At 70.2% G+C, this 18,284-nt stretch carries 20 protein-coding genes; 10 read left to right on the top strand and 10 right to left on the bottom strand.

What is annotated here, in order from left to right; translation table 11 throughout:
- The first annotated feature begins 73 nt into the window (after nt 1-73).
- Nucleotides 74-1,189 carry an ROK family protein gene (locus tag ABFX55_RS21345; RefSeq protein ID WP_346123571.1) on the top strand — a complete coding sequence of 372 codons (1,116 nt, stop codon included), beginning with the start codon at nt 74-76 and terminating at the stop codon, nt 1,187-1,189.
- A gap of 36 nt (nt 1,190-1,225) precedes the next feature.
- Here the strand turns inward: ABFX55_RS21345 and ABFX55_RS21340 are convergent, their stop codons facing one another.
- The 3 genes from ABFX55_RS21340 to ABFX55_RS21330 all read right to left on the bottom strand — a co-directional run bounded on the left by ABFX55_RS21340 (nt 1,226) and on the right by ABFX55_RS21330 (nt 3,793).
- Nucleotides 1,226-2,134, bottom strand: coding sequence for an NADP-dependent oxidoreductase (locus ABFX55_RS21340; RefSeq protein WP_346123569.1), 909 nt, complete (start codon nt 2,132-2,134; stop codon nt 1,226-1,228).
- 24 nt (nt 2,135-2,158) lie between these two features.
- Entirely contained in the window at nt 2,159-3,088 is a 930-nt protein-coding gene (locus ABFX55_RS21335) for a zinc-binding dehydrogenase (RefSeq protein ID WP_346123567.1), read from the bottom strand.
- A 120-nt stretch (nt 3,089-3,208) separates the two neighbouring features.
- On the bottom strand, nt 3,209-3,793 hold the full coding sequence (locus ABFX55_RS21330; protein WP_346123566.1) for a TetR/AcrR family transcriptional regulator: 585 nt from the start codon (nt 3,791-3,793) through the stop codon (nt 3,209-3,211).
- 86 nt (nt 3,794-3,879) lie between these two features.
- On the opposite strand from ABFX55_RS21330, the gene ABFX55_RS21325 reads away from it, so the two are divergent.
- Entirely contained in the window at nt 3,880-4,773 is an 894-nt protein-coding gene (locus tag ABFX55_RS21325; RefSeq protein ID WP_346123564.1) for an NmrA/HSCARG family protein, read from the top strand.
- Here the strand turns inward: ABFX55_RS21325 and ABFX55_RS21320 are convergent.
- A complete protein-coding gene (locus ABFX55_RS21320; RefSeq protein WP_346123562.1) occupies nt 4,763-5,329 on the bottom strand; it encodes a hypothetical protein in 567 nt (188 codons plus the stop codon). The two genes, ABFX55_RS21325 and ABFX55_RS21320, sit on opposite strands and share 11 nt — an antisense overlap.
- A 144-nt stretch (nt 5,330-5,473) precedes the next feature.
- Nucleotides 5,474-5,875 (bottom strand): NUDIX hydrolase, encoded by a 402-nt coding sequence (locus ABFX55_RS21315; RefSeq protein WP_346123560.1) that lies wholly within the window; start codon nt 5,873-5,875, stop codon nt 5,474-5,476.
- Nucleotides 5,876-6,185: 310 nt separating this feature from the next.
- Between ABFX55_RS21315 and ABFX55_RS21310 the strand changes: the two genes are divergently transcribed.
- Together ABFX55_RS21310 and ABFX55_RS21305 are read left to right on the top strand one after the other, a co-directional pair.
- Complete coding sequence (locus ABFX55_RS21310) at nt 6,186-6,881, top strand: hypothetical protein (RefSeq protein WP_346123559.1); 696 nt, start codon at nt 6,186-6,188, stop codon at nt 6,879-6,881.
- On the top strand, nt 6,803-6,988 hold the full coding sequence (locus ABFX55_RS21305) for a hypothetical protein (RefSeq protein ID WP_346123557.1): 186 nt from the start codon (nt 6,803-6,805) through the stop codon (nt 6,986-6,988). Before ABFX55_RS21310 ends, ABFX55_RS21305 begins: the two co-directional genes overlap by 79 nt.
- 249 nt (nt 6,989-7,237) lie before the next feature.
- On the opposite strand, the gene ABFX55_RS21300 is transcribed toward ABFX55_RS21305, so the two are convergent.
- Together ABFX55_RS21300 and ABFX55_RS21295 are read right to left on the bottom strand one after the other, a co-directional pair.
- Nucleotides 7,238-8,374, bottom strand: coding sequence for a phosphopantetheine-binding protein (locus ABFX55_RS21300; RefSeq protein ID WP_346123556.1), 1,137 nt, complete (start codon nt 8,372-8,374; stop codon nt 7,238-7,240).
- Between the two features lie 234 nt (nt 8,375-8,608).
- The gene (locus ABFX55_RS21295; protein ID WP_192775198.1) at nt 8,609-8,905 is read right to left on the bottom strand and encodes a hypothetical protein; all 297 of its coding nucleotides are present in this window, start codon (nt 8,903-8,905) and stop codon (nt 8,609-8,611) included.
- 457 nt (nt 8,906-9,362) lie between these two features.
- On the opposite strand from ABFX55_RS21295, the gene ABFX55_RS21290 reads away from it, so the two are divergent.
- The 5 genes from ABFX55_RS21290 (at nt 9,363) to ABFX55_RS21270 (ending at nt 13,814) form a co-directional block, all read left to right on the top strand.
- Nucleotides 9,363-10,202 carry an SDR family NAD(P)-dependent oxidoreductase gene (locus ABFX55_RS21290; protein WP_346123554.1) on the top strand — a complete coding sequence of 280 codons (840 nt, stop codon included), beginning with the start codon at nt 9,363-9,365 and terminating at the stop codon, nt 10,200-10,202.
- A 207-nt stretch (nt 10,203-10,409) separates the two neighbouring features.
- The gene (locus ABFX55_RS21285; protein WP_346123552.1) at nt 10,410-10,787 is read left to right on the top strand and encodes a TetR-like C-terminal domain-containing protein; all 378 of its coding nucleotides are present in this window, start codon (nt 10,410-10,412) and stop codon (nt 10,785-10,787) included.
- 160 nt (nt 10,788-10,947) lie between these two features.
- Complete coding sequence (locus ABFX55_RS21280) at nt 10,948-12,084, top strand: sensor histidine kinase (protein WP_346123550.1); 1,137 nt, start codon at nt 10,948-10,950, stop codon at nt 12,082-12,084.
- Nucleotides 12,081-12,770 (top strand): response regulator, encoded by a 690-nt coding sequence (locus ABFX55_RS21275; protein ID WP_346123548.1) that lies wholly within the window; start codon nt 12,081-12,083, stop codon nt 12,768-12,770. The genes ABFX55_RS21280 and ABFX55_RS21275 overlap by 4 nt, the downstream gene beginning before the upstream one ends.
- A gap of 57 nt (nt 12,771-12,827) precedes the next feature.
- Complete coding sequence (locus ABFX55_RS21270; RefSeq protein WP_346123546.1) at nt 12,828-13,814, top strand: NAD(P)-dependent alcohol dehydrogenase; 987 nt, start codon at nt 12,828-12,830, stop codon at nt 13,812-13,814.
- A 251-nt stretch (nt 13,815-14,065) separates the two neighbouring features.
- Here ABFX55_RS21270 and ABFX55_RS21265 read toward each other — a convergent pair whose 3' ends face one another.
- Nucleotides 14,066-15,205, bottom strand: a complete 1,140-nt coding sequence (locus ABFX55_RS21265) for a cytochrome P450 family protein (protein ID WP_346123544.1) — start codon at nt 15,203-15,205, stop codon at nt 14,066-14,068.
- A gap of 602 nt (nt 15,206-15,807) precedes the next feature.
- On the bottom strand, nt 15,808-16,476 hold the full coding sequence (locus tag ABFX55_RS21260) for an alpha/beta fold hydrolase (RefSeq protein ID WP_346123542.1): 669 nt from the start codon (nt 16,474-16,476) through the stop codon (nt 15,808-15,810).
- A gap of 961 nt (nt 16,477-17,437) precedes the next feature.
- Between ABFX55_RS21260 and ABFX55_RS21255 the strand changes: the two genes are divergently transcribed.
- Complete coding sequence (locus tag ABFX55_RS21255) at nt 17,438-17,893, top strand: cupin domain-containing protein (RefSeq protein ID WP_346123541.1); 456 nt, start codon at nt 17,438-17,440, stop codon at nt 17,891-17,893.
- A gap of 1 nt (nt 17,894) precedes the next feature.
- Here the strand turns inward: ABFX55_RS21255 and ABFX55_RS21250 are convergent, their stop codons facing one another.
- On the bottom strand, nt 17,895-18,257 hold the full coding sequence (locus ABFX55_RS21250) for a winged helix-turn-helix transcriptional regulator (RefSeq protein WP_346123539.1): 363 nt from the start codon (nt 18,255-18,257) through the stop codon (nt 17,895-17,897).
- Nucleotides 18,258-18,284: the final 27 nt, after the last annotated feature.

Raw genomic sequence — 18,284 nt, 5'->3', positions numbered from 1 at the left:
AATTTCGTGGACGAAATTATTATGATGCCGGACCCTAGGCTTGATCAGCGAGACCGTCAAGAGGGAGCAGCCCATGCGCGAGGACTTGGTCAGGACGGAGGTCCTGACCATGCTCGGGTCCGAGCCGCTCAACCGGACGCAGATCGCCCACAGGCTCGGGCTCGGGGCGGCGACGGTCTCGGAGCACACCCGGCGGCTCATCGAGCTCGGCTACCTGCGCGAGCTGGCGCCCCAGGTGGCGGGAAGGGGACGGCCCAGGGTGCCGCTGGAGGTGGTGCCGGACGCCGCCTACACGCTCGGGCTGCGGGTCCACCACACGCATCTGGTCGGCGTGCTCATGCGGCTCAACGGCAGCGAGGTGCGCCGCTTCACGCTGCCCTTCGACCCGAACGCCGAACCGGTGGAGCAGCTCGTGGCGGTGTGCGAGCAGGCGCTCGCCGATCCTGGGACCGGCGAGCGCATCCGCGGCATCGGCCTGGCCGTCCCCGGAGTGATCGACCCCGCCAGGGGCGTCGTCAGGCTCTCGCCCCACCTCGGCTGGTCGGACCTGCCGCTCCAGCCCCTGCTGGCCGGGCGCCTGCCCGTCCCCGTGCTGATCGACAACGACACGCGCGCCAGCACCATGGCCGAGTTGCTGTTCGGCACGGGCCGCGACCACGACGACTTCCTCGTGCTGGCCGTGGGCGGCGGCGTCGGCATGGGAATCGTGCTCGGCAGGCGCATCCACAGGGGGCCCGACGGGGTGGCGGGGGAGTTCGGGCACGTCCCGATCGACAGGGAGGGGCCGCCGTGCGTGTGCGGGCGGCGCGGCTGCCTGGAGACGTACGCGGCCGACTACGCGCTGGCCGCGCGGGCCCACGCGCGCGGCCTCACCTCCGAGGTCGTGGAGGTGGCCGAGCTGCACCGCCTGGCCGCGGTGGACGCGCCGGGCATCCGCGACCTGATGGCCGAGGCGGGCGCGGCACTGGGACAGGCGGCGGCCGGCGTGGTGAACGTGCTGGCGGTGCGGGCGCTGACGGTGATCGGCGAGAGCCACGTGCTGTGGCCGTACCTGGAGAGGGGGTTCAGACCGGCGGTGGAGGGCGGCGTGCTGTCGGGGCTGGAGATCATGGTCCGCCCGTGGGACGACAGCGCCCACGCCCGCGGGGCCGCCGCCCTCGTCCTGTCCGCGACGGTCGCCTCTCGCTGACCGCTCCCGGCTCGCCGTCCAGGCGAGAAGGGCAGGTCAGAAGGCGACGGTGACCTTGCCGTCGAGGCCGCCCCTGCCGAAGTGCTCGTGCGCGGCGCGGATCTGGTGCAGCGAGAAGGTGGAGTCGACGCGAAGCCGCAGGAGGCCCCTGTCGACGAGCCGGACCAGCTCCTCCAGCCCCGCGCCGTCCTCGCGGACCTGGTTGACGGTGGTGCGGACCCCACGTGCGGACAGATCGGGGACCTCTCCCGCCTGCGTGGCGATGGAGGCGTAGCGGCCGTGATCGGCCACGGCGTCGGTGACGAAGGCCCCGAAGGTGTCGAAGACCGCGTCGTAGTGGCGGTTCTTCAGCGCGGACCTGTCGGTCGTGGCGAACTCCGCGCCGTACTCCTCGGCGAGGCCGACCTGGCGCTCGCGGGAGACGAGGGCGTCGACGCGCACGTTCCGCGTCACGGCCAGCTGGAGGGCCAGGCCGCCGACCGCGCCCGCCGCTCCCGCGACGAGCAGCCTTTCGCCCGCCGAGACGGCCAGCCAGTCGAGGGTCTGCAGGGCGGCCAGGCCCGGCAGGGGCAGGGTCGCCGCTTCGACGAGGCTGACCGCCGTGGGAGCGGACGCCAGCGCGCCGGCGGGAACCACCACCAGATCGGCCCAGGTCCCCAGGCCCGTGCCGAGCTGGTGCGACATCGCGACCACGCGCTCTCCGGCCTGCCTGCCCGTGGAGCCGCCGTCGACCACGACGCCCGCCAGGTCCCAGCCGAGCGTCATCGGCAGCGGTGGTGTGCCCTCGCCGATGGCGCCCTCGCGGGTCTTGTCGTCGACGGGGTTGATGCTCGTCGCGACGGTACGGACCAGCACCTGGCCGGGCCCCGGCCCGGTGGGTTCCTCGACCTCCCGCACGTTCAGCACGTCGGGGCCGCCGAAGCGGTCGATCCGGATGGCACGCATGTCTCTCCTTGTGTGGTTCGTCGGTCAGGCCAGGTCGAGGACGGCTTTGCCGTGCAGGCGGCGCTCACGCAGGGCGTCGAAGGCCTCCTCGGCCTTGTCCCACGGGCCGCGCCAGCTGATGCCGGGGTCGAGCGCGCCCCTGGCGACCAGCTCCGCGAGGTGGGTCAGGTCGGGGGCGAGGCCGGTGCAGGCCAGCAGGTAGAAGGTGGAGATGGTGCGGTTGTGGAGGCCCTCGTTCCCCCGGAACGATCCCGCGGGGAAGACCGTGTCCTCCTGCGCGGCGTGACCGACGCTGACCAGGGTGCCGTGCTCGGTGAGCCTGGCGTACGCGTCGACGAGATGGGCGCCGCCTACCAGATCGACGACGCCGTCCACCGCTTCGCCGAGCTCTCCCGGCGCGTAGATCACCTCGTCGGCGCCGAGCAGCCGCAGGCTCTCCCCGTGCGCTTCGGGGTCGCCCGTCACCGCGACCACGTGCGCGCCGCCCTGGTGGGCCAGCTGCACCGCGAACCTGCCGACGCCGCCGGTGGCCCCGGTGACCAGGATGCGCTTGCCGGGCAGGGCGCCGATCCTGTGCAAGGCGCGCAGCGCGCTGCCTGCCGCGACCGGGATCGTGGCGATGGCGCCGAGGTCGGCGCCCGCGGGGACCTCGCCGATCAGCGAGGTGTCCACGGCCCTGAGCTCGGCCCAGGCGCCGCCGTCCGCCAGGGTGACCACCGGCGTTCCCGCGGACGGCCCCGATCCGTCTGCGGCGGGGCGTTCCACCACCCCTGCGGCGTCCCAGCCGGGGACGGCCCCGTCGGGCTGGCCCGCGAGGACGTACCTCACCTCGCCGTAGTTCAGCGAGGTGGCGGCCACCCGGACCAGCGCCTGGTGGGGAGCCGGTTCGGGATCGGGGACCTCTTGGAGCCGAAGCCCGGCGGGGGCGGAGTGGTCGACGACCAGAGCACGCATCGGCGTACACCTTTCGAAAGGGGCGGGTTGCCTGTCGCCAATATAGCGCCACTCGGTGGCATAAGTACATTGATGGCGTTAGCTCTCCAGGTGCATCGATCAAGTGCAGCTCGGTCGTGGCTACTGGCTGCGGGAGGGGTGCAGTCCGTCGATGCTGAAGGTCAGCAGGCGCTCGCCCTGGGCGGGCGTGGTCTGCTCGCCCGCCCACGCCACCGCGTTGATCATGGCGTACAGGTCCGCGGCCGTGGCGTCCTCTCGTACGGTCCCGGCGGCCTGCGCGCGGGTGAGCAGCTGCTCGCCGCCCACGAGGACGGCCCGGCAGGCGGCGTGCAGTTCGGAGCCCTCGTCCTCGATGCTGCGCATCAGTGCGGTGACCAGCCCCCGGTAGGTCGTGGTGTGTGCCATCGCCGCCCGCGCCCAGATGACGAGCGCCTCGTGTGCGGACGGGTGGTCGAGCAGGTCGCGCGCCGTGGCGGTCAGCGCGTCCATGCGGTCGCGCAGCAGCGCCTCCAGAAGGGCCTGCCTGGTGGGGAAGTGGCCGTAGAGCGTGCCGTTCGCCACCCCTGCCCGCCTGGCGATGTCCTCCAGCGAGGCGTCGACGCCGTGCTCGGCGAAGACCGTCGCCGCCTCGGCGAGCAGTCGGTCGTAGTTGCGGCGGGCGTCGGCGCGCATCCGGCGCTGCGGCGCGGGGCCTGTGGTCGACATGGGCGCTCCAGGGATTGCTAAGTTGAGGCTGTCTCAATATATTTCTCGAGACAGCCTCAGTTTACTCTGCGCTCAGGAGGAGCCCTGTGTTCACCACCGACAAGCCCATCCTCGTGACCGGTGCGACCGGCCGCCAGGGCGGCGCCACCACCGCCCGGCTCCTGGAGGCGGGTTGGCCGGTGCGCGCCCTCGTTCGCGACCCCGACGCTCCGGCGGCCAAGGCGCTGGAGGCGGAAGGCGCGGAACTGCGCGTCGGCAACCTCGACGACCCCGGCTCTCTCGCCGAGGCCGTCGCCGGCGTCCACGGCGTCTTCGGCGTCACGCCCGACGACCTGGAGGTCGAGCGGGAGGTCCGCAGGGGTCGCGCCCTCGTCGACGCCGCCGCGGCGGCCGGCGTCTCCCACTTCGTGTTCGCCTCGGTCGGCGGCGCCGAACGGGGGACCGGCATCCCGTACTGGGAGAGCAAGTGGCGGATCGAGCAGCACATTCGCGCGCTCGGCCTGCCCGCGACGATCCTGCGTCCGGTCAGGTTCATGGAGAACCACACCATTCCGGGGCTGCCTGTCGGCGGCATCGTCGACGGCGAGCTCAGGCACCTGTTCGATCCCGACACGCCCGTGCAGCTCATCGCCGTCGCCGACATCGGCGTCTTCTCCCGCCTGGCCTTCACCCACCCGCAGGACTACATCGGGCAGGCCGTCGAGATCGCGGGCGACGAGCTGACGCCCGACCAGGCCGTGGAGCTCATCAGCCGGAGCCTCGGGCGGAAGATCACCTACCGGCAGGTCGCCGTCGACGGCCTCGGCCTGGGCGAGGTGGAGCGCACTTTCCCCGGAGGCCGTGGCCTGTGGCGAGCCGACATCGCGGCGCTGCGCGAACGCCATCCCGGCCTGCTGGACTTCGAGACCTGGCTTCGGAGGGGCGGCGCCGGCCAGATCGAGGCGCTGTTCACCGGCGGGGGAGCGGCGGTCACAGCATGAACACCAGCTGGACGGCGATCAGGACGTCGAAGACGCCGCACCACTCGGCGTACGAGCGGGCCACGACCTTGTCGAGCTTGAGGTGGACGAAATCCCAGACGCCGTGGAAGAGCCAGCCCGCCGCCACCAGGTAGCGGCCAAGGTCCGGATCCACGATCAGCCCGGCCAGCGCGAGCGCGCCGAATCCGGCCATCCCCAGCGCCTGCGTCCTGAACGGCCCTGGCCTGTGCAACTGCCCGTCGACGGCGCCCCAGACCAGGACCGCCAGCGCGACGGCGGAGAAGAAGACGGAGGGCGCGATCACGTCCAGCGCTCGCAGGAGGACGAAGGGCACGATCAGGGCGGCGAGCACCGGCCATGACGCCTGGCGTCGCCGTACCTTGGCGACGATCAGGTACAGCAGGGGCAGCAGCATCAGGGCGTTCGCGAGCGCGGCGACGCCCTGGTCGGAGCCGCCTCCGCCCAGGCTGAGAATCGCGATTCCGACGGCCAGTGCGGTGGGCCAGCGCCGCAGCACGACGGTCCATCGTGTGCGGCCGGGAGCGGTGTTGTCCATGCGCCCAGCGTGCTGGCGGCCGGGTTCAAGCCCCACCCTCGCGATGTCACCGATCGGCCATGCGGATCGCACGGTCATCCCATGCACATGCCGTCCTCGCCGCATCCGCCGCGTCGAGCGCTGGGAGGCGGACCGGCAGCGGAGTCAGTGGAGCTGTCCGGTCTGGTGCAGGTGGTCGAAGATGATCTGGTCGACAGGGGACACGCGCCCGCGGTCGGTGTAGGACAGCCAGATGAGTTCCTCGATCTCGGCGCTGGGTGTGGGTGTTCCGTGGTACTCGGCGGTGTAGCAGGTCATCCGCACGGTGACGCCGTCGGTGTGACCGTGTGCCTGGGCCTGGTAGGTGCCCATGTGCCTGGCGGTGGCGGGGATGATGGTGATCGCGAGCTCCTCGTCGATCTCACGGGTGAGGGTGTCGAGGTCGCTTTCGCCGGGTTCGCGCTTGCCGCCGGGGATGTAATAGACGTCTTTGCCGCGTGAGCGGGTACTGAGGATCTTGCCGTCTGCCAGGTGGATCCACGCGATCTTGTCGATGGTGCCGGTCATCGGATGCTCCTGTCGATGGGCGGAAGGTTCGGGCGGCGGGGTCGTCGGGCCGTTCAAGAAATCGTCGTTCAGCGCAGGATCGTGTCGAGCACGGCGTCGCCGTACTCGGGGCTGATCGGCTGGTTGCTGACCAGCAGCCGGTACCACAGGGGAGCCACCAGCTTCCCGTAAGGGTGGGGCAGGCACTACCAACGGGTGGCCCGCCAACGGCAATGTCGCCGCTCACAACGGTTTCTAGAGTCTTCCCCATGAACTTCGCACGCTGATGATGTCCGGCGCGCTGGCGCTTGGTTGCCTTTCGACCACCGCGATGGCCGCGAGCGCCTCGGCCCAGGCCGCGCCTTCGGCCCGCGGCACGGTGGTCTCCGCCACCCAGGTGGAGAAGCTCGACAAGAAGCAGGTGGCCGAGCGGCTCAAGGCGGCCGGCCTGGACCCGGCTCAGGCCACGCACGGCGTGCGGGCCTACCGGGTCGTTTACACCACCATTGATCCGTACGGCAGGCCGACCACGGCCAGCCAGCTTGTCGCCCTTCCTGACAACGGCAAGCGCAACCTGCGGGTCGTCTCCTGGCTGCACGGCACCACGGTCTACCGGGGCGACGTGGCCTCGATGAACCCGGCCGCCACCGACCGGGCCGCGGCGTTGCTGTTCGCCTCGACCGGGCAGGCGGTGTCGGCGCCCGACATCGCCGCCGACCGGTTCACCGGCATCTACGACGCCTCGGCGGAGGCGTTTCGCGAGCCGTACGACAAGCAGGTCGAGGAGCTCTTCGACGGCGACCACAAGCCGCAGGAGATCGCCCAGGCGCTGCCGCCCACGTGGGCGAAGCTGTTCACCGAGGAGTTCCTGCAGAAGGTGCGCGAGCCGACGGGAAGCTCAAGCAGCTGCTCACCGCGCTCGACTCCACCTGCAACTGGAAGCCGGCCGTGCCGGTGCACATCTTCCACGGCAAGGGCGACGCCGACGTCTCCTTCGACAACGCGCTGTACTGCCAGCGGCAGCTGAAGGCCAGGGGCGCCACCCAGAGCCTCACCGACGTCGGCGACGTCGACCACAACCTGTCGGTGCGCAAGGCTCTGCCGCAGGTGGCCGAGGAGTTCGCCGCCGCCTGATGGAGGCACGACTCCCGGCGCACCGGTCCCATGCCCGGTGCGGCGGGGTCACCGCAGGAGCCGTTCCAGGCGACCAGGCCGGATCACTCAGAATTGGACATCATGAAGACGCAGAGAACGGCGGTGACCGCGGGCCTTCTCGGGCTCGTGGCGGTGTTGGCAGGATGCGACGCCGGCGGCTCGCTGGATGAGGAGGTCGTGTCGTACGACGTCACCGACAAGGTGGCGGCGCTGCACGTCGAAGCCGACTCAGGGACCGTCGAAGTGGTCCAGTCGGATCGTCGGGGCATCCGCGTGACGGTCATCCAGCGCCGTGCGCAGCGCCGGATGCCGTGCTACGACAGTTTGGAGCGCCTGGCGAAGACGTCCGAGGTCGAGGGGTCCGGTGATGCGGTGGGCGGTGGGGATGATCTGGTTGTTGCTGTGCACCTGGATGTTCTCGGCTACCCAGATCCGCGCCTGCCCAAGGGACGCGGGCGGCTGCTCGCCGAGATCGGCGACAACAGCGGCGGGCGCGCCGGCTGGTTCGGCAGGGCGCGACAGGCGGGCGCAGCCCCGAATGGTCGGCTGCTGCAACAGGTCGCTGATGGTGAGGTGCAGATCGGCGTCGCGCAGCCTCACGCAGATCAATGCCGCGGTGAGCGAGTCGCCGCCCAGGGCAAAAAGGTCGTCCATGACACCGATGGGCCGAACCCCGAGGGTTTCCTCCCACACGGCGGTGATCTGGCGCTCGGTGGCGGTCTCCGGGGCGACGAAGACGGTGGACAGCGCGGTGCCCTGCTCGGTTGGCCGGATGGCGGCGGCCGCGCGGTGCGCGGCGTCGAGGGACGCCGGCCAGCGAACGTGCTGGCGGTCATGAGCATGGGCAGGGGCCGATTGATGGCGGGGTGGATGCTGTCGCGGTGCCTCGATCTCCCGCCAATCCGCGCGTGTCAGGCGTGCCGGGTCGAGCAGGGCGCCGGCAGGCCGCGACGTCGCGGCGAAGTGCGTTCGTGCGCTGCCGACGAACATGCGCCCCGGCTGGTTGCGGGGACCCGACGCGGCGCGCAGCTCGACCGCGCTCAGGCCCGCGGCGGCCGCTCGTTCCCCCAGGGCCTGCAGCAGGCGCCACTCCACGTTGCGGCCAAGGGCCCGGCAGCTGAGAAAGAAGTCTCTGACCCGCAGGATCCCGGCGTCGGAATCAGCGTCGGCGAAGGCGAACCCGACCAGCCCATAGTCGCCGAACCGGTCGCGCACGCGGACGGTGATCGCGGTGCCTGACCTGGTGAGGAGCTGGCTCACCGTGGCCGGGGTGTGGCGGCGCAAGAGGAGATTGAACTGTGTCGTACGTGCGGCCAGTTGGGAGATCCGGTCGACGTCGGCCTCCGTCGCCGCTGCGACATCCACCTCCAGGTTCAGCTCGCGCAGGTAGGCGGCAAAGTCAGGGGCCCGGCCGGCAGCGGTGCGGCGTGCGGCTTCCTGGGTGATCAGCCGGGCGCTGACGTAGACCAGGCAGGACTGCAGCAGCCGGGCGCCGACCCGAGTGGGGGACCTACGACAGGTTGATCAACGAGTGCGGAGTGTCGTCAACTGGGCGAACGTGGCTTGATGCGGCGGCGGTACGCCTGCAGGGCTCGTCCGCTACTGGATGACCTCATAGATCTCTTTGTAGCCGGATTTTGCGTTGTTGTTCATGGTGTCGATCATTGCCTGCGTGTTCTCGTCTGGATTCACAAAGGCCTGGCGCTCCATGGCGAAGTATTGGTCCAGACTGTCGAACTCCCATTGACAGACGACCGTATCCATAGGGCCCGCATAATCCACGTAGATTCGCAGATTCGTGTACCCCGCCTCTTCAAACGCACTGGTGAGGGTCTTGAACGCTGCCACGATCTCCGGCGCCTTCCCACGTTCAGCTTGGAAGACCTCGCGCATCATGTACATGGTCTGGCTTCACTTTCGCGCCTGCGCAGTAATTAATTGATCAGTCTCACGCTAGATCACCTAACGCGCCCCACGGCGGAGACACGCTGGCGGAGACGGACCGTCAAGCGCGGCCTGATGCGTCACCAGCTCCGCCTGCTACCAAGCGAGCCGCCCGCCTGCGAATGCCCGAAACTCACTGCACCAGCGGGTCGTTCTCATATGCAAGGCGCTGCGCCATCCGCTCCCGCACGTAGCGGCGAGTTCGCGCCGACCGTACCTCGGCCACAGTTGCCACCACATCGATTCCCTGCTCCAGCCTCGATCTACGGCCTCCAGCAGGCGCATCGCGTTCCTCCGCCATTCTCACAGTAACCGAGCGGGGGCCGGAAAACATCGGCCCGCAGGCCGATGTCGCGCGGCTGTCGGCTCCCTAACCTGTGACCCTGACCCGGCGCGATGGGGAGGGAACATGCACGACCTGGAGAACAAGGTCGCCGTCATCACCGGCGCGGCGAGCGGTATCGGCCGCGGAATGGCCGAGACGTTCGCCGACGCGGGGATGCGCGTGGTGCTGAGCGACGTGGAGGAGGCCGCGCTCCATTCCACGACGGCCGATCTCCGTGAGAGTGGCGCGGACGTCCACGCCGTCGTGACCGACGTGTCGAAGGCGGAGGACGTCACCGCGCTCGCCGAATCGACGCTCAAGAAGTACGGCGCCGTACACGTGCTGTGCAACAACGCGGGCGTCCACACCGGCAGCAGGCCGAGCTGGGAGAGCACGCTCGACGACTGGCACTGGATCCTCGAGGTGAACCTGATGGGCGTCGTCCACGGCATCCGCGCCTTCCTGCCGACCATGATCGAGCAGGACGAGGACGCGCACATCGTCAACACCGCGTCGATTGCGGGTCTGATCACGGGTGGCTCGCTGTACGGGGCGACGAAGTCGGCCGTCGTCTCACTGTCGGAGACCGTTCATCTCGAACTCGTCGGCGGCGGTCTCAAGCCGCGGATCTCCGTGCTGTGCCCCGGTCTGGTCGACACGAACATCTTCCATTCCCAGCGCAATCGGCCGGCCCGTTTTCCCGACGCGGGCCCGACTCCGGCTGGCTGGTCCGTCGACGCCGCCCGGCAGGCGTTCAAGCTCGGCCTCAGCCCGCGAACCGTCGGCGAGCGGGTGTTGCAGGCCATTCGCGAGGAGCGCTTCTACGTCCTGACGCATCCGGAATGGACGGAGCATGTCGAGCATCGAATGACGCAGATCCTGAACGGCGACGACCCGACGCAACTGCCCCCACCGGGTGCGTGATCAGCGGGGTCTCGCGGCTCGCCGGCGACCTCGGAGGGCTGCCGCCACGACCTCCTCACACGGCCGCGGCCCGCGCCGCGGGCGGTCACGGCCTGGAGACCGGGTCCGGCCGAGATACGGCCAGAACCGGCCGCGAGCCGATCCACCTTCGGTGCGAACGTTGCGACCAAGGCGGACGACCTGGAGCTGCACCGCACTCGGGCGCAGGTGGTGACGAGGGTGGCCGAGGAGGAGTTGACCGTGCTGCCCCAGCGGTACCTCCTCATCTACGGCACCCCCGTCCCCGGCTACCAAGCGCCCGAGGACATCACGCTCATCTCATCCGAGATCATGGCGATGCTGCTCGACGCCGGCTCGGCGTCAGCCCGGGAACGCCCCGCCACGCCGTTCGACAGCCATCTGGAGCACCACCGGGAGTGGGCGGGCAGCCACCCCGCCCCGCCCGCGGTCCTGCACCAGGCCCTGAGCTTCTGGACCCGGCTGCACGGTGTCCTGTCCCTGGAACTCGCCGGCCACTTCACCGGAATGGGCTTCGACCCTGCCTTGCTCTTCGCAGCCGAACTGGACGACCTGCTGGCGCACTGAGCAGGGACGAACCTGTGTGAGGCACCGGACTTGTCCGGTGTGCTGTGCCCCCACGGGCATGGAGCAGGTCACACCTCAGTGCGGCGCAGCCCCGCGATGAAGCCGTAGTTCGGGGACCTGACCACCGGCTGAACGGCAGACGCCCCCGTACCATGAGGGCGTGCACGGCCTCATGCGCTCCGTGTGGAACGAGCCGCCTCCCCCCGATCCGCCGGCGCGGGTGGGGCGCGACTGGGCGCTCGCGGGCGTGCTCGTGCCGGTCGCGGTGCTGGAAGGATTCCTGCGGCCCGACCTGCCCTGGCGGGTCCTCGCGGTGGCCGTCACCGTCGCGCTGGTGCCCACCCTGCTGTGGCGCCGGACCCGGCCGCTGCCGATGCTCGCGATCGCCTTCGGCGTCACGAGCGTGGTCGCGCTGCTGACCGGCGGCGACGCCGGAGAGACGTACACGCTGGCGTACCTGCTGCTGCTGGTGTACGCGCTGTTCCGGTGGGGGTCCGGGCGCGCGGCCGTGACCGGGCTGGCCCTGATGCTCGTCTCGCTCGGCCTGTCGATCGCCGTCGGCCGGATCGGCCCCGCCGACGCGGTCGGGGCGGGCGCCGTCATGGTGGCTGCCATCGCCCTGGGCACCGCGTTCCGCTACCGGGCCAGGGCACGGCAGCGCGAGCTCGACCAGGTCAAACTGCTCGAGCGCGAGCAACTCGCCCGCGACCTGCACGACACCGTCGCGCATCACGTCTCGGCCATGGCGATCCGCGCGCAGGCGGGCCTGGCCACCGCGGCGTCGCGGCCGGACTCCGCGATCGAGGCGCTGCGCGTGATCGAGGCCGAGGCGGCGCGCGCCCTCACCGAGATGAACGCCATGGTCCGCGTCCTGCGCCGGAACGAGCCGGTGGACCTGGCACCCGGCCGGGGCATCGGCGACCTCCCGCGACTCGCCGGCCGTGACCCTTCCGGCCTGACCGTCGACGTGGAGCTCTCGGGCGACCTCGACGATCTCCCTCCGTCGGTCGCCGCGGCGATCTACCGGGTCGCCCAGGAGTCGGTCACCAACGCCCGGCGGCACGCGCGGCACGCCACCCGCGTCGAGGTGCGCGTCGCCGCCGACGCCACGTCGGTGCGCCTGCGCGTGAGCGACGACGGCGACGACGCGGGCCGCCAGAGCGGGTCGTCCGGGTACGGACTCATCGGCATGATCGAACGCGCGGGCCTGCTCGGCGGCACCTGCGTGGCCGGCCCCGATCCCGATCGGGGCTGGACGGTGACCGCCGTGCTGCCCCGCGCCGGGACGGCGACATGACCATCCGGGTGGTCGTCGCCGACGACCAGGAGATCGTCCGCACGGGGCTCTCGATGATCCTCGGCGCCCAGCCGGACATCGAGGTCGTCGGCGAGGCCGCCGACGGGCGGCGGGCCGTCGAGCTCGCCCGCCGCCTGCGCCCCGACGTGTGCCTGTTCGACATCCGCATGCCCGGCCTCGACGGTATCGAGGCCACCCGGTCCCTCGCCGGGCCGGCCGTCGCCGATCCTCTCGCCGTCGTCGTCATCACCACGTTCGACCTCGATGAGTACGTGTACGCCGCCCTGCGGGCAGGCGCCCGGGGTTTCCTGCTGAAGAACTCCGGCGCCGCACTGCTCTCCCAGGCCGTCCACGCCGCGGCCAGTGGCGACGCGCTCATCGCGCCGAGCATCACCGCGCGGCTGCTCGGCGCCTTCGCCCGCACCGGACGCGCCACGCCCTCGGTCCACCCGGTCGAGGCGCTCACGTACCGAGAAGAACAGGTGCTCGCCGCCCTGGCGCTGGGCCGCACCAACAGCGAGATCGCCGACGAGCTGCGCATCTCGCTCAGCACCGTCAAGTCGCACATCGCGAGCCTCATGGCCAAGCTCGGCGCCCGCAACCGCGTCGAGCTCGCCATGTGGGCCTACGAGACCGACCGCGTCCAGCCGGCCGATCGGCCGCCGAACCGGCGTACTTTCGGCTGATGAGCCGTGCGGACGGCCAATCTACGCTGATGCTCCGCAGTGAATGAGGAGACGGTGATGAAGGCGTTCGTTCTGCGCTCGTACGGTTCTCTCCGGTTGGCCGAGATCGACAAACCCCTGCCCGGCGACGACGAGGTGCTCGTCCGGGTGCGGGCCACTTCCGTCCAACCGTACGACTGGCACTTCATGAGAGGGCAGCCGTACATCGCGCGCCTGATGGGCGGCGGGCCCGGGCTCCGAAAGCCCAAGTTCGCCGTTCTGGGTGCCGACGTCGCGGGTCACGTCGAGGCGGTCGGCCGGAACGTGACGGACTTCCGCCCCGGCGACGAGGTGTTCGCCATGCCCAAGCAGGGCGGCTTCGCCGAGTACGCCCTCGTCGCGGCGGCGGAGCTCGCGCCCAAGCCGAAGAACCTGACCTTCGAGCAGGCGGCGGCGGTGCCGTTGGCGGCCGGCACCGCCCTGCTGGCGCTGCGCGACCAGGGAGGGGTCCAGCCGGGGCAGAGGGTGCTGGTCAACGGGGCCTCGGGAGGCGTGGGCACATTCGCCGTGCAACTCGCCAAGGCGTTCGGCGCGGAGGTCACCGGCGTCTGCGGCCCCCGCAACGTGGACCTGGTCCGGTCGCTCGGCGCGGACGAGGTCGTCGACTACACCAAGGAGGACTTCACCCGGACCGGCCGGCGCCACGACCTCCTGGTGGACATCGCGGGCAGCCGCTCCGGACGCGCCTGCCGCCGGGCGCTGACCCGCAAGGGAATCCACGTCCTCGTCGGCGGACCGGGCGGCCGGTGGCTGCAACCCGCCGGCCGCATGGTCGCGACGCTCGCGGCATCGCTGGTCGCGTCGCAGCGCACGGTCCTGACGGACGTGGTCCGCTGCACCGCGAACAAGCGCAATCTGATGACGCTGACCGAACTCATCGAGGACGGCAGGGTCATGCCGGTCATCGACCGCAGCTACCCGTTCGAGGAGATCCCGGCGGCCATCGCCTACCAGGAAGAGGGCCACGCCGCGGGCAAGGTCGTCATCGGGGCCCGGCTCCAGTAGCTGTCGCTCCAGCGGCCCCGGATGTGCTTGAAGGTCGAGTCGACGCGTGGGCGGCCTGCTCTCGCTTCTGCAGAAAGCCGCTGAACGACGATGAGCCGGCATCGCAGAGGTGGATCTTGGCTTCACTTGGCCGAGCGTGAGGCCGGTCGGCCCACCCGCTCCATGCCGGTCAAGAGCTGACCCGGTGAGCGGGACGCGCGGGAACCGGTTCGGCCCGGCAACCGTGGGCTGCAGGGCCATCCGATGCCACGTCAGGGCTTGGCGATACCGAGGTTGACCGGCAAGGACATCGGGCCGACCGTGAAGAACGACGGGGAGTACGGGATGTCGTCGGGGTCGATCGCGAGGCTGAGCTCCGGCAGCCGCCGGTACAGCGAGGCGAGCGCCAGCCGACTCTCCAGCCGGGCCAGCGGCGCCCCGATGCAATACCGCGGGCCGTGGCCGAAGCCGAGGCGTCCGGCCTGCTCGCGGGTGATGTCGAACTGGTCCGCGCTGGTGCCGTACTCCGCCGGATCGACGCCGCTCGCCTGGTAGACCACACCCACCGCACTGCCCTTGGGGATGTGCACCCCAGCGATGGTCACGTCCTCCGCCGTGAAGCGGAAGCTGGTCATCATCACCGAGTGGCGGTAGCGCAAGGTCTCCTCCACCACGTCGGCCCACCGGTCCTCGGCCTTCGCCAACCCGAGCTGGTCAGGGTTCTGGGCCAGTGCCACGACAGCGTGCCCGAGCAGATGGACGGTGGTCTCGTGGCCGGCGACGAGCATGAGCCACAGCACGCCGACCAGTTCGTCGGTGGTGAGCCTGTCACCTTCGTCACGGGCCTGAACCAGGCCGGAGGTGAGGTCGTCGCCCGGTTCGCGCTGCTTGCGCTCCACCAGTTCGTGCAGGAAGGTCTGCAGGTTGTTCTGCGTCGTGAACGCCACATCCGGCGGAGTGGTGTGCGCCAGCAGCGCGCCGGTCCAGTTTCGCAGCCGGAGCCGGTCCTCGGCGGGCACACCGAACAACTCGCAGATCACCCACATCGGCAGCGCCTCTGTGAAGGTGGGAACCAGGTCGACGCCGTCACCGGCGGCCACCACGTCATCCAGGAGGCCATCGATGATCTGCTGGATCCGCGGCTCCAATGCCTGCACCCGGGCCGGGGTGAACGCCCTGCCGACCAGGCCGCGCAGCCGCCTGTGATCGCCACGGTCCATGGTCGACAGGTGACCGCCCTGAACGATGGCGCGAAGCGGCCAGTCCTCGGGGATTGATCCGTCGTGCAGAGCGGGCCAGTGCCGGGGATCCCTGAGGAAGGTCTTGTTGTCCCCGGCGAGGATCTCGCGTACGGCCTTGTGGGTCAGTGCCAGGTAGGCAGGCACACCCCCGGGGAATTCCACCTCCACCACGGGAGCGATCTCCCGTAACCGGATGCAGGTATCGAGAAGGTTCTCGTCAGCGGCAGGGAATGAGGGGAGGTTTGGCGTCATTTGACCCCTTTGGGGGAGGAGTGACAAGTGATCTCATCCAACATCCGTTGTGATCCGCAAACAACACGAGTCAGTGATCAGTAGCGTGACGGTTACCTTGCGTTCCCGCGGTTGACGCCCGCCCGCGCGAGTGAGGCGAGATCCGGGGCATCCGGATCGGTGCCGGCGATGGCCCGCAAGGGGGCCACGCGCCCTTGGCCTTCTGTTCCCCGTCCCCCAACGTGGACGCCTACACGCTGATGTTCGCCGCGCTCCTGCTCTCCGCGGGCGCGTTCTCCGACCGCACCGCGCGTTCGGCGCCGACGTCGCGGTCTTCACGCTCGCCTCGACGGCCTGCACACTGGCGCCGGTGCTGGGCGAGCTGATCGCCGCCGGCCTGCTCCAGGGGAGCGCGGCGACGATCATGCTGCCCTTCTCGCCGGCCCTCGTCCGGCAGCCCTTCCCGACGCGGCCGAACGGGCACGGCCATCGCGCTGTGGACCGTTGGCGGAGGCGCCACGGTTGCCGCCGGCCCACCGAACTCATCCGACGAGGAAGCGCATGAGCTCCGTAGTGACGAACCGGGGGTTCTCCTCGACGAGCCAGTGCCCTGCGTGCGGCACGTCCACCGCGCGCACGATCTTGGTCATGCGCGGGGCCACTGTGGCCCGGATCGCTTCGAGCTGACCCTGGGCGGTCATGAGCAGGGCAGGGACACGTACCGGCGCCGCCGCCGCGGTGTCAAGGACGTCTTTGTCGAGCGCGCGGTAGAGCTCGAAGCCACCAGACAGGGCCTCTGGCCGGCTGTAGGTCCGGGCGTACTCGTTGATCTCGGTGTCGGTGAACGGCGAGCGGTCTGAGGTACCGCCGAACGCCGTTCCGCCGTACGAGACCTGGGGGTAGAACAGAGCCAGGTACTCGCGGACGTCGTCGCCCACGACCGCCTCGGGGACCCGTCGCTGGGAGTGGAAGGCGATGTGCCAGCTCAGTGAGCGGTATGTGGCCGCATCGACGGCGGGCCCTGGCAGCGGCAGGTCGAGGTAGCCGAGGTGTGCGGTGTCGTCGGGGAACTGGCTGGCGTACTGGAATGCTACTGCGGCGCCGAAATCGTGGCCGACGACGGCGGCGTCCCAGATCTTGAGGCGGTCAAGGCGCCGGGGAATCTGGCCGGGTTCTCCGGCAAGTTCAGCGTGGACGTCTACGCGGTGCACTACTGGTCCGGCCAGGGCGAGTCACACGACAACTACGTGCGCGTCGTCGCTGGTCGGGTCGCCTCCGACGTGCGCCGGGTGACGATCGACTGGTCCTCTGGGCGGCGCACGGACGCTGTGGTGACGGGCGGCTTCTTCATAGCCAGGACGCCCGCCAAGACCGTTCGGAGCAAGGACCCAGGCGACGGGCCGCACGATATATCGACTCCCCTCCCGTCACCGTGACCGTCCATGACGCGGCGGGCCGGATCGTGGGGCAGCAGCAGAACGTGAAGTTCGGGTGACGCGGTCCAGGAAGTCTCGGATGAGCGGGACGACCTCGCCGAGGCTGCCTTACGGGGTCCTTGCGGTACTTCAGCCGCAGCCGCGCGGGCGGGAAGGTGGTGCCTTCCGCCCTGACGCCCTCCCACAGATGCTCGGTCACCCTCACCAGAGGGTCGGGGACCGAGACGGCCGTGACGAGGGTCGCCGCGGTGGTCTTGTTGATCTGGGTGCCGTTGGCTCGATACATCGTCATGGCGTGTGCCCCTTCTCCTGGGCTGCTGATGCGGCACGGAGCGGGGCCTCAGTGATCGGAGGCGGCCCAGGCTGGCAGAGCCGCAGCAGGGCAGACCCCACAATCAGCCCCACGGCGATCCCTATGACCAGCCCGAGCCGCCACCTCACCCCCCGCACGATCGGACACGGTGCCGCGCCGGACGGGTTTGTGTCCCCCTCCGATGCCGGCACAGGGCCCGGGTTCGGAGGCTGGCCGTTCGTCAGGTTCCCCGGCGGTGACGATCGAGCTACGACATGATGGTCCTTAGCCCTCTTATGGGCTGCCTTCCGTGGTTCCAGACCGAGCTGGGTGACCCGGGGCACGGGCTGGACGACTGGAGCACCGTGGCGGTTACACCGGTGTGAGAAGGTTACGAAAAAGTGCGATCTACCTGCGGGAAGCATCCACGCTCAGACTGCTGCCATGAGCATCGTCACTCGCGTGGACTACAGGCCCTTTCCCGAAGATCCGCACAACTACAAGCCGAACTCGCTCCACTCCCTGGTGCTGGACCCCGCTCGCCCCGACGGCCGCCACGTCAAGAACCTGGTCCTGAACTTCGAGCATCTCGCGCCAGACGAGATCATCCCGGTGCACGTGCACACCAACGAGGAGGTTCTCATCATCGACGAGGGCGAGGCCGAGGCGTTCTACGACGGACAATGGCAGCCGGTGGGGCCAGGGGCGGTGATCCTGGTGCCACCGGGTGTCTCCCACGGGTTCCGCAACAGGTCGGGCAGGAAGGTACGGCTGCACGCGGTGTTCGCGGGATCCGTGGTCGGCACTCGGCTGCTGGAGCGGAGCCCGGCGCCCGGCACCGAGGAGGAGCCGGTGCCGCCGCCGTCCATCATCGACTTCCGTGCCTTCGTGGAGGGCTGACTCACTCGGCGCGGGCGTCGTAGGCGGCGCGGGCGGCGTCGATGTCGTCGAGGTGGCCCTCCGCCCAGGTGACCAGGCCGCTGACGAGGTCGAACAGGGTGTGGCCCAGCGGGGTGAGCGTGTACTCGACGCGGGGCGGCATGACCGGATACACCGTCCTGGAGACGATGCCGTCTCGCTCCAGATCGCGGAGGGTGACGGTCAGCATGCGATGGCTGATGCCGTCGATGCCGCGGTGGAGCTCGGTGAATCGCTTGGTGTCCGCGCCGAGCTGGGAGATCACGGACAGCGACCACTTGCCGCCCACACGGTCGAGAATCTCGCGAGCCCGGCATGCCGCAGGGGTATGGCCGAGAGCGTCCATGGTGATCTCCCACCCAGATGGTTCCTG

The organism is Nonomuraea roseola (genome assembly GCF_039535395.1).
Classification (GTDB): domain Bacteria; phylum Actinomycetota; class Actinomycetes; order Streptosporangiales; family Streptosporangiaceae; genus Nonomuraea; species Nonomuraea roseola.
Note: the sequence above shows the minus strand (reverse complement) of the source record. Positions and strands in the feature narration are given on the sequence as shown.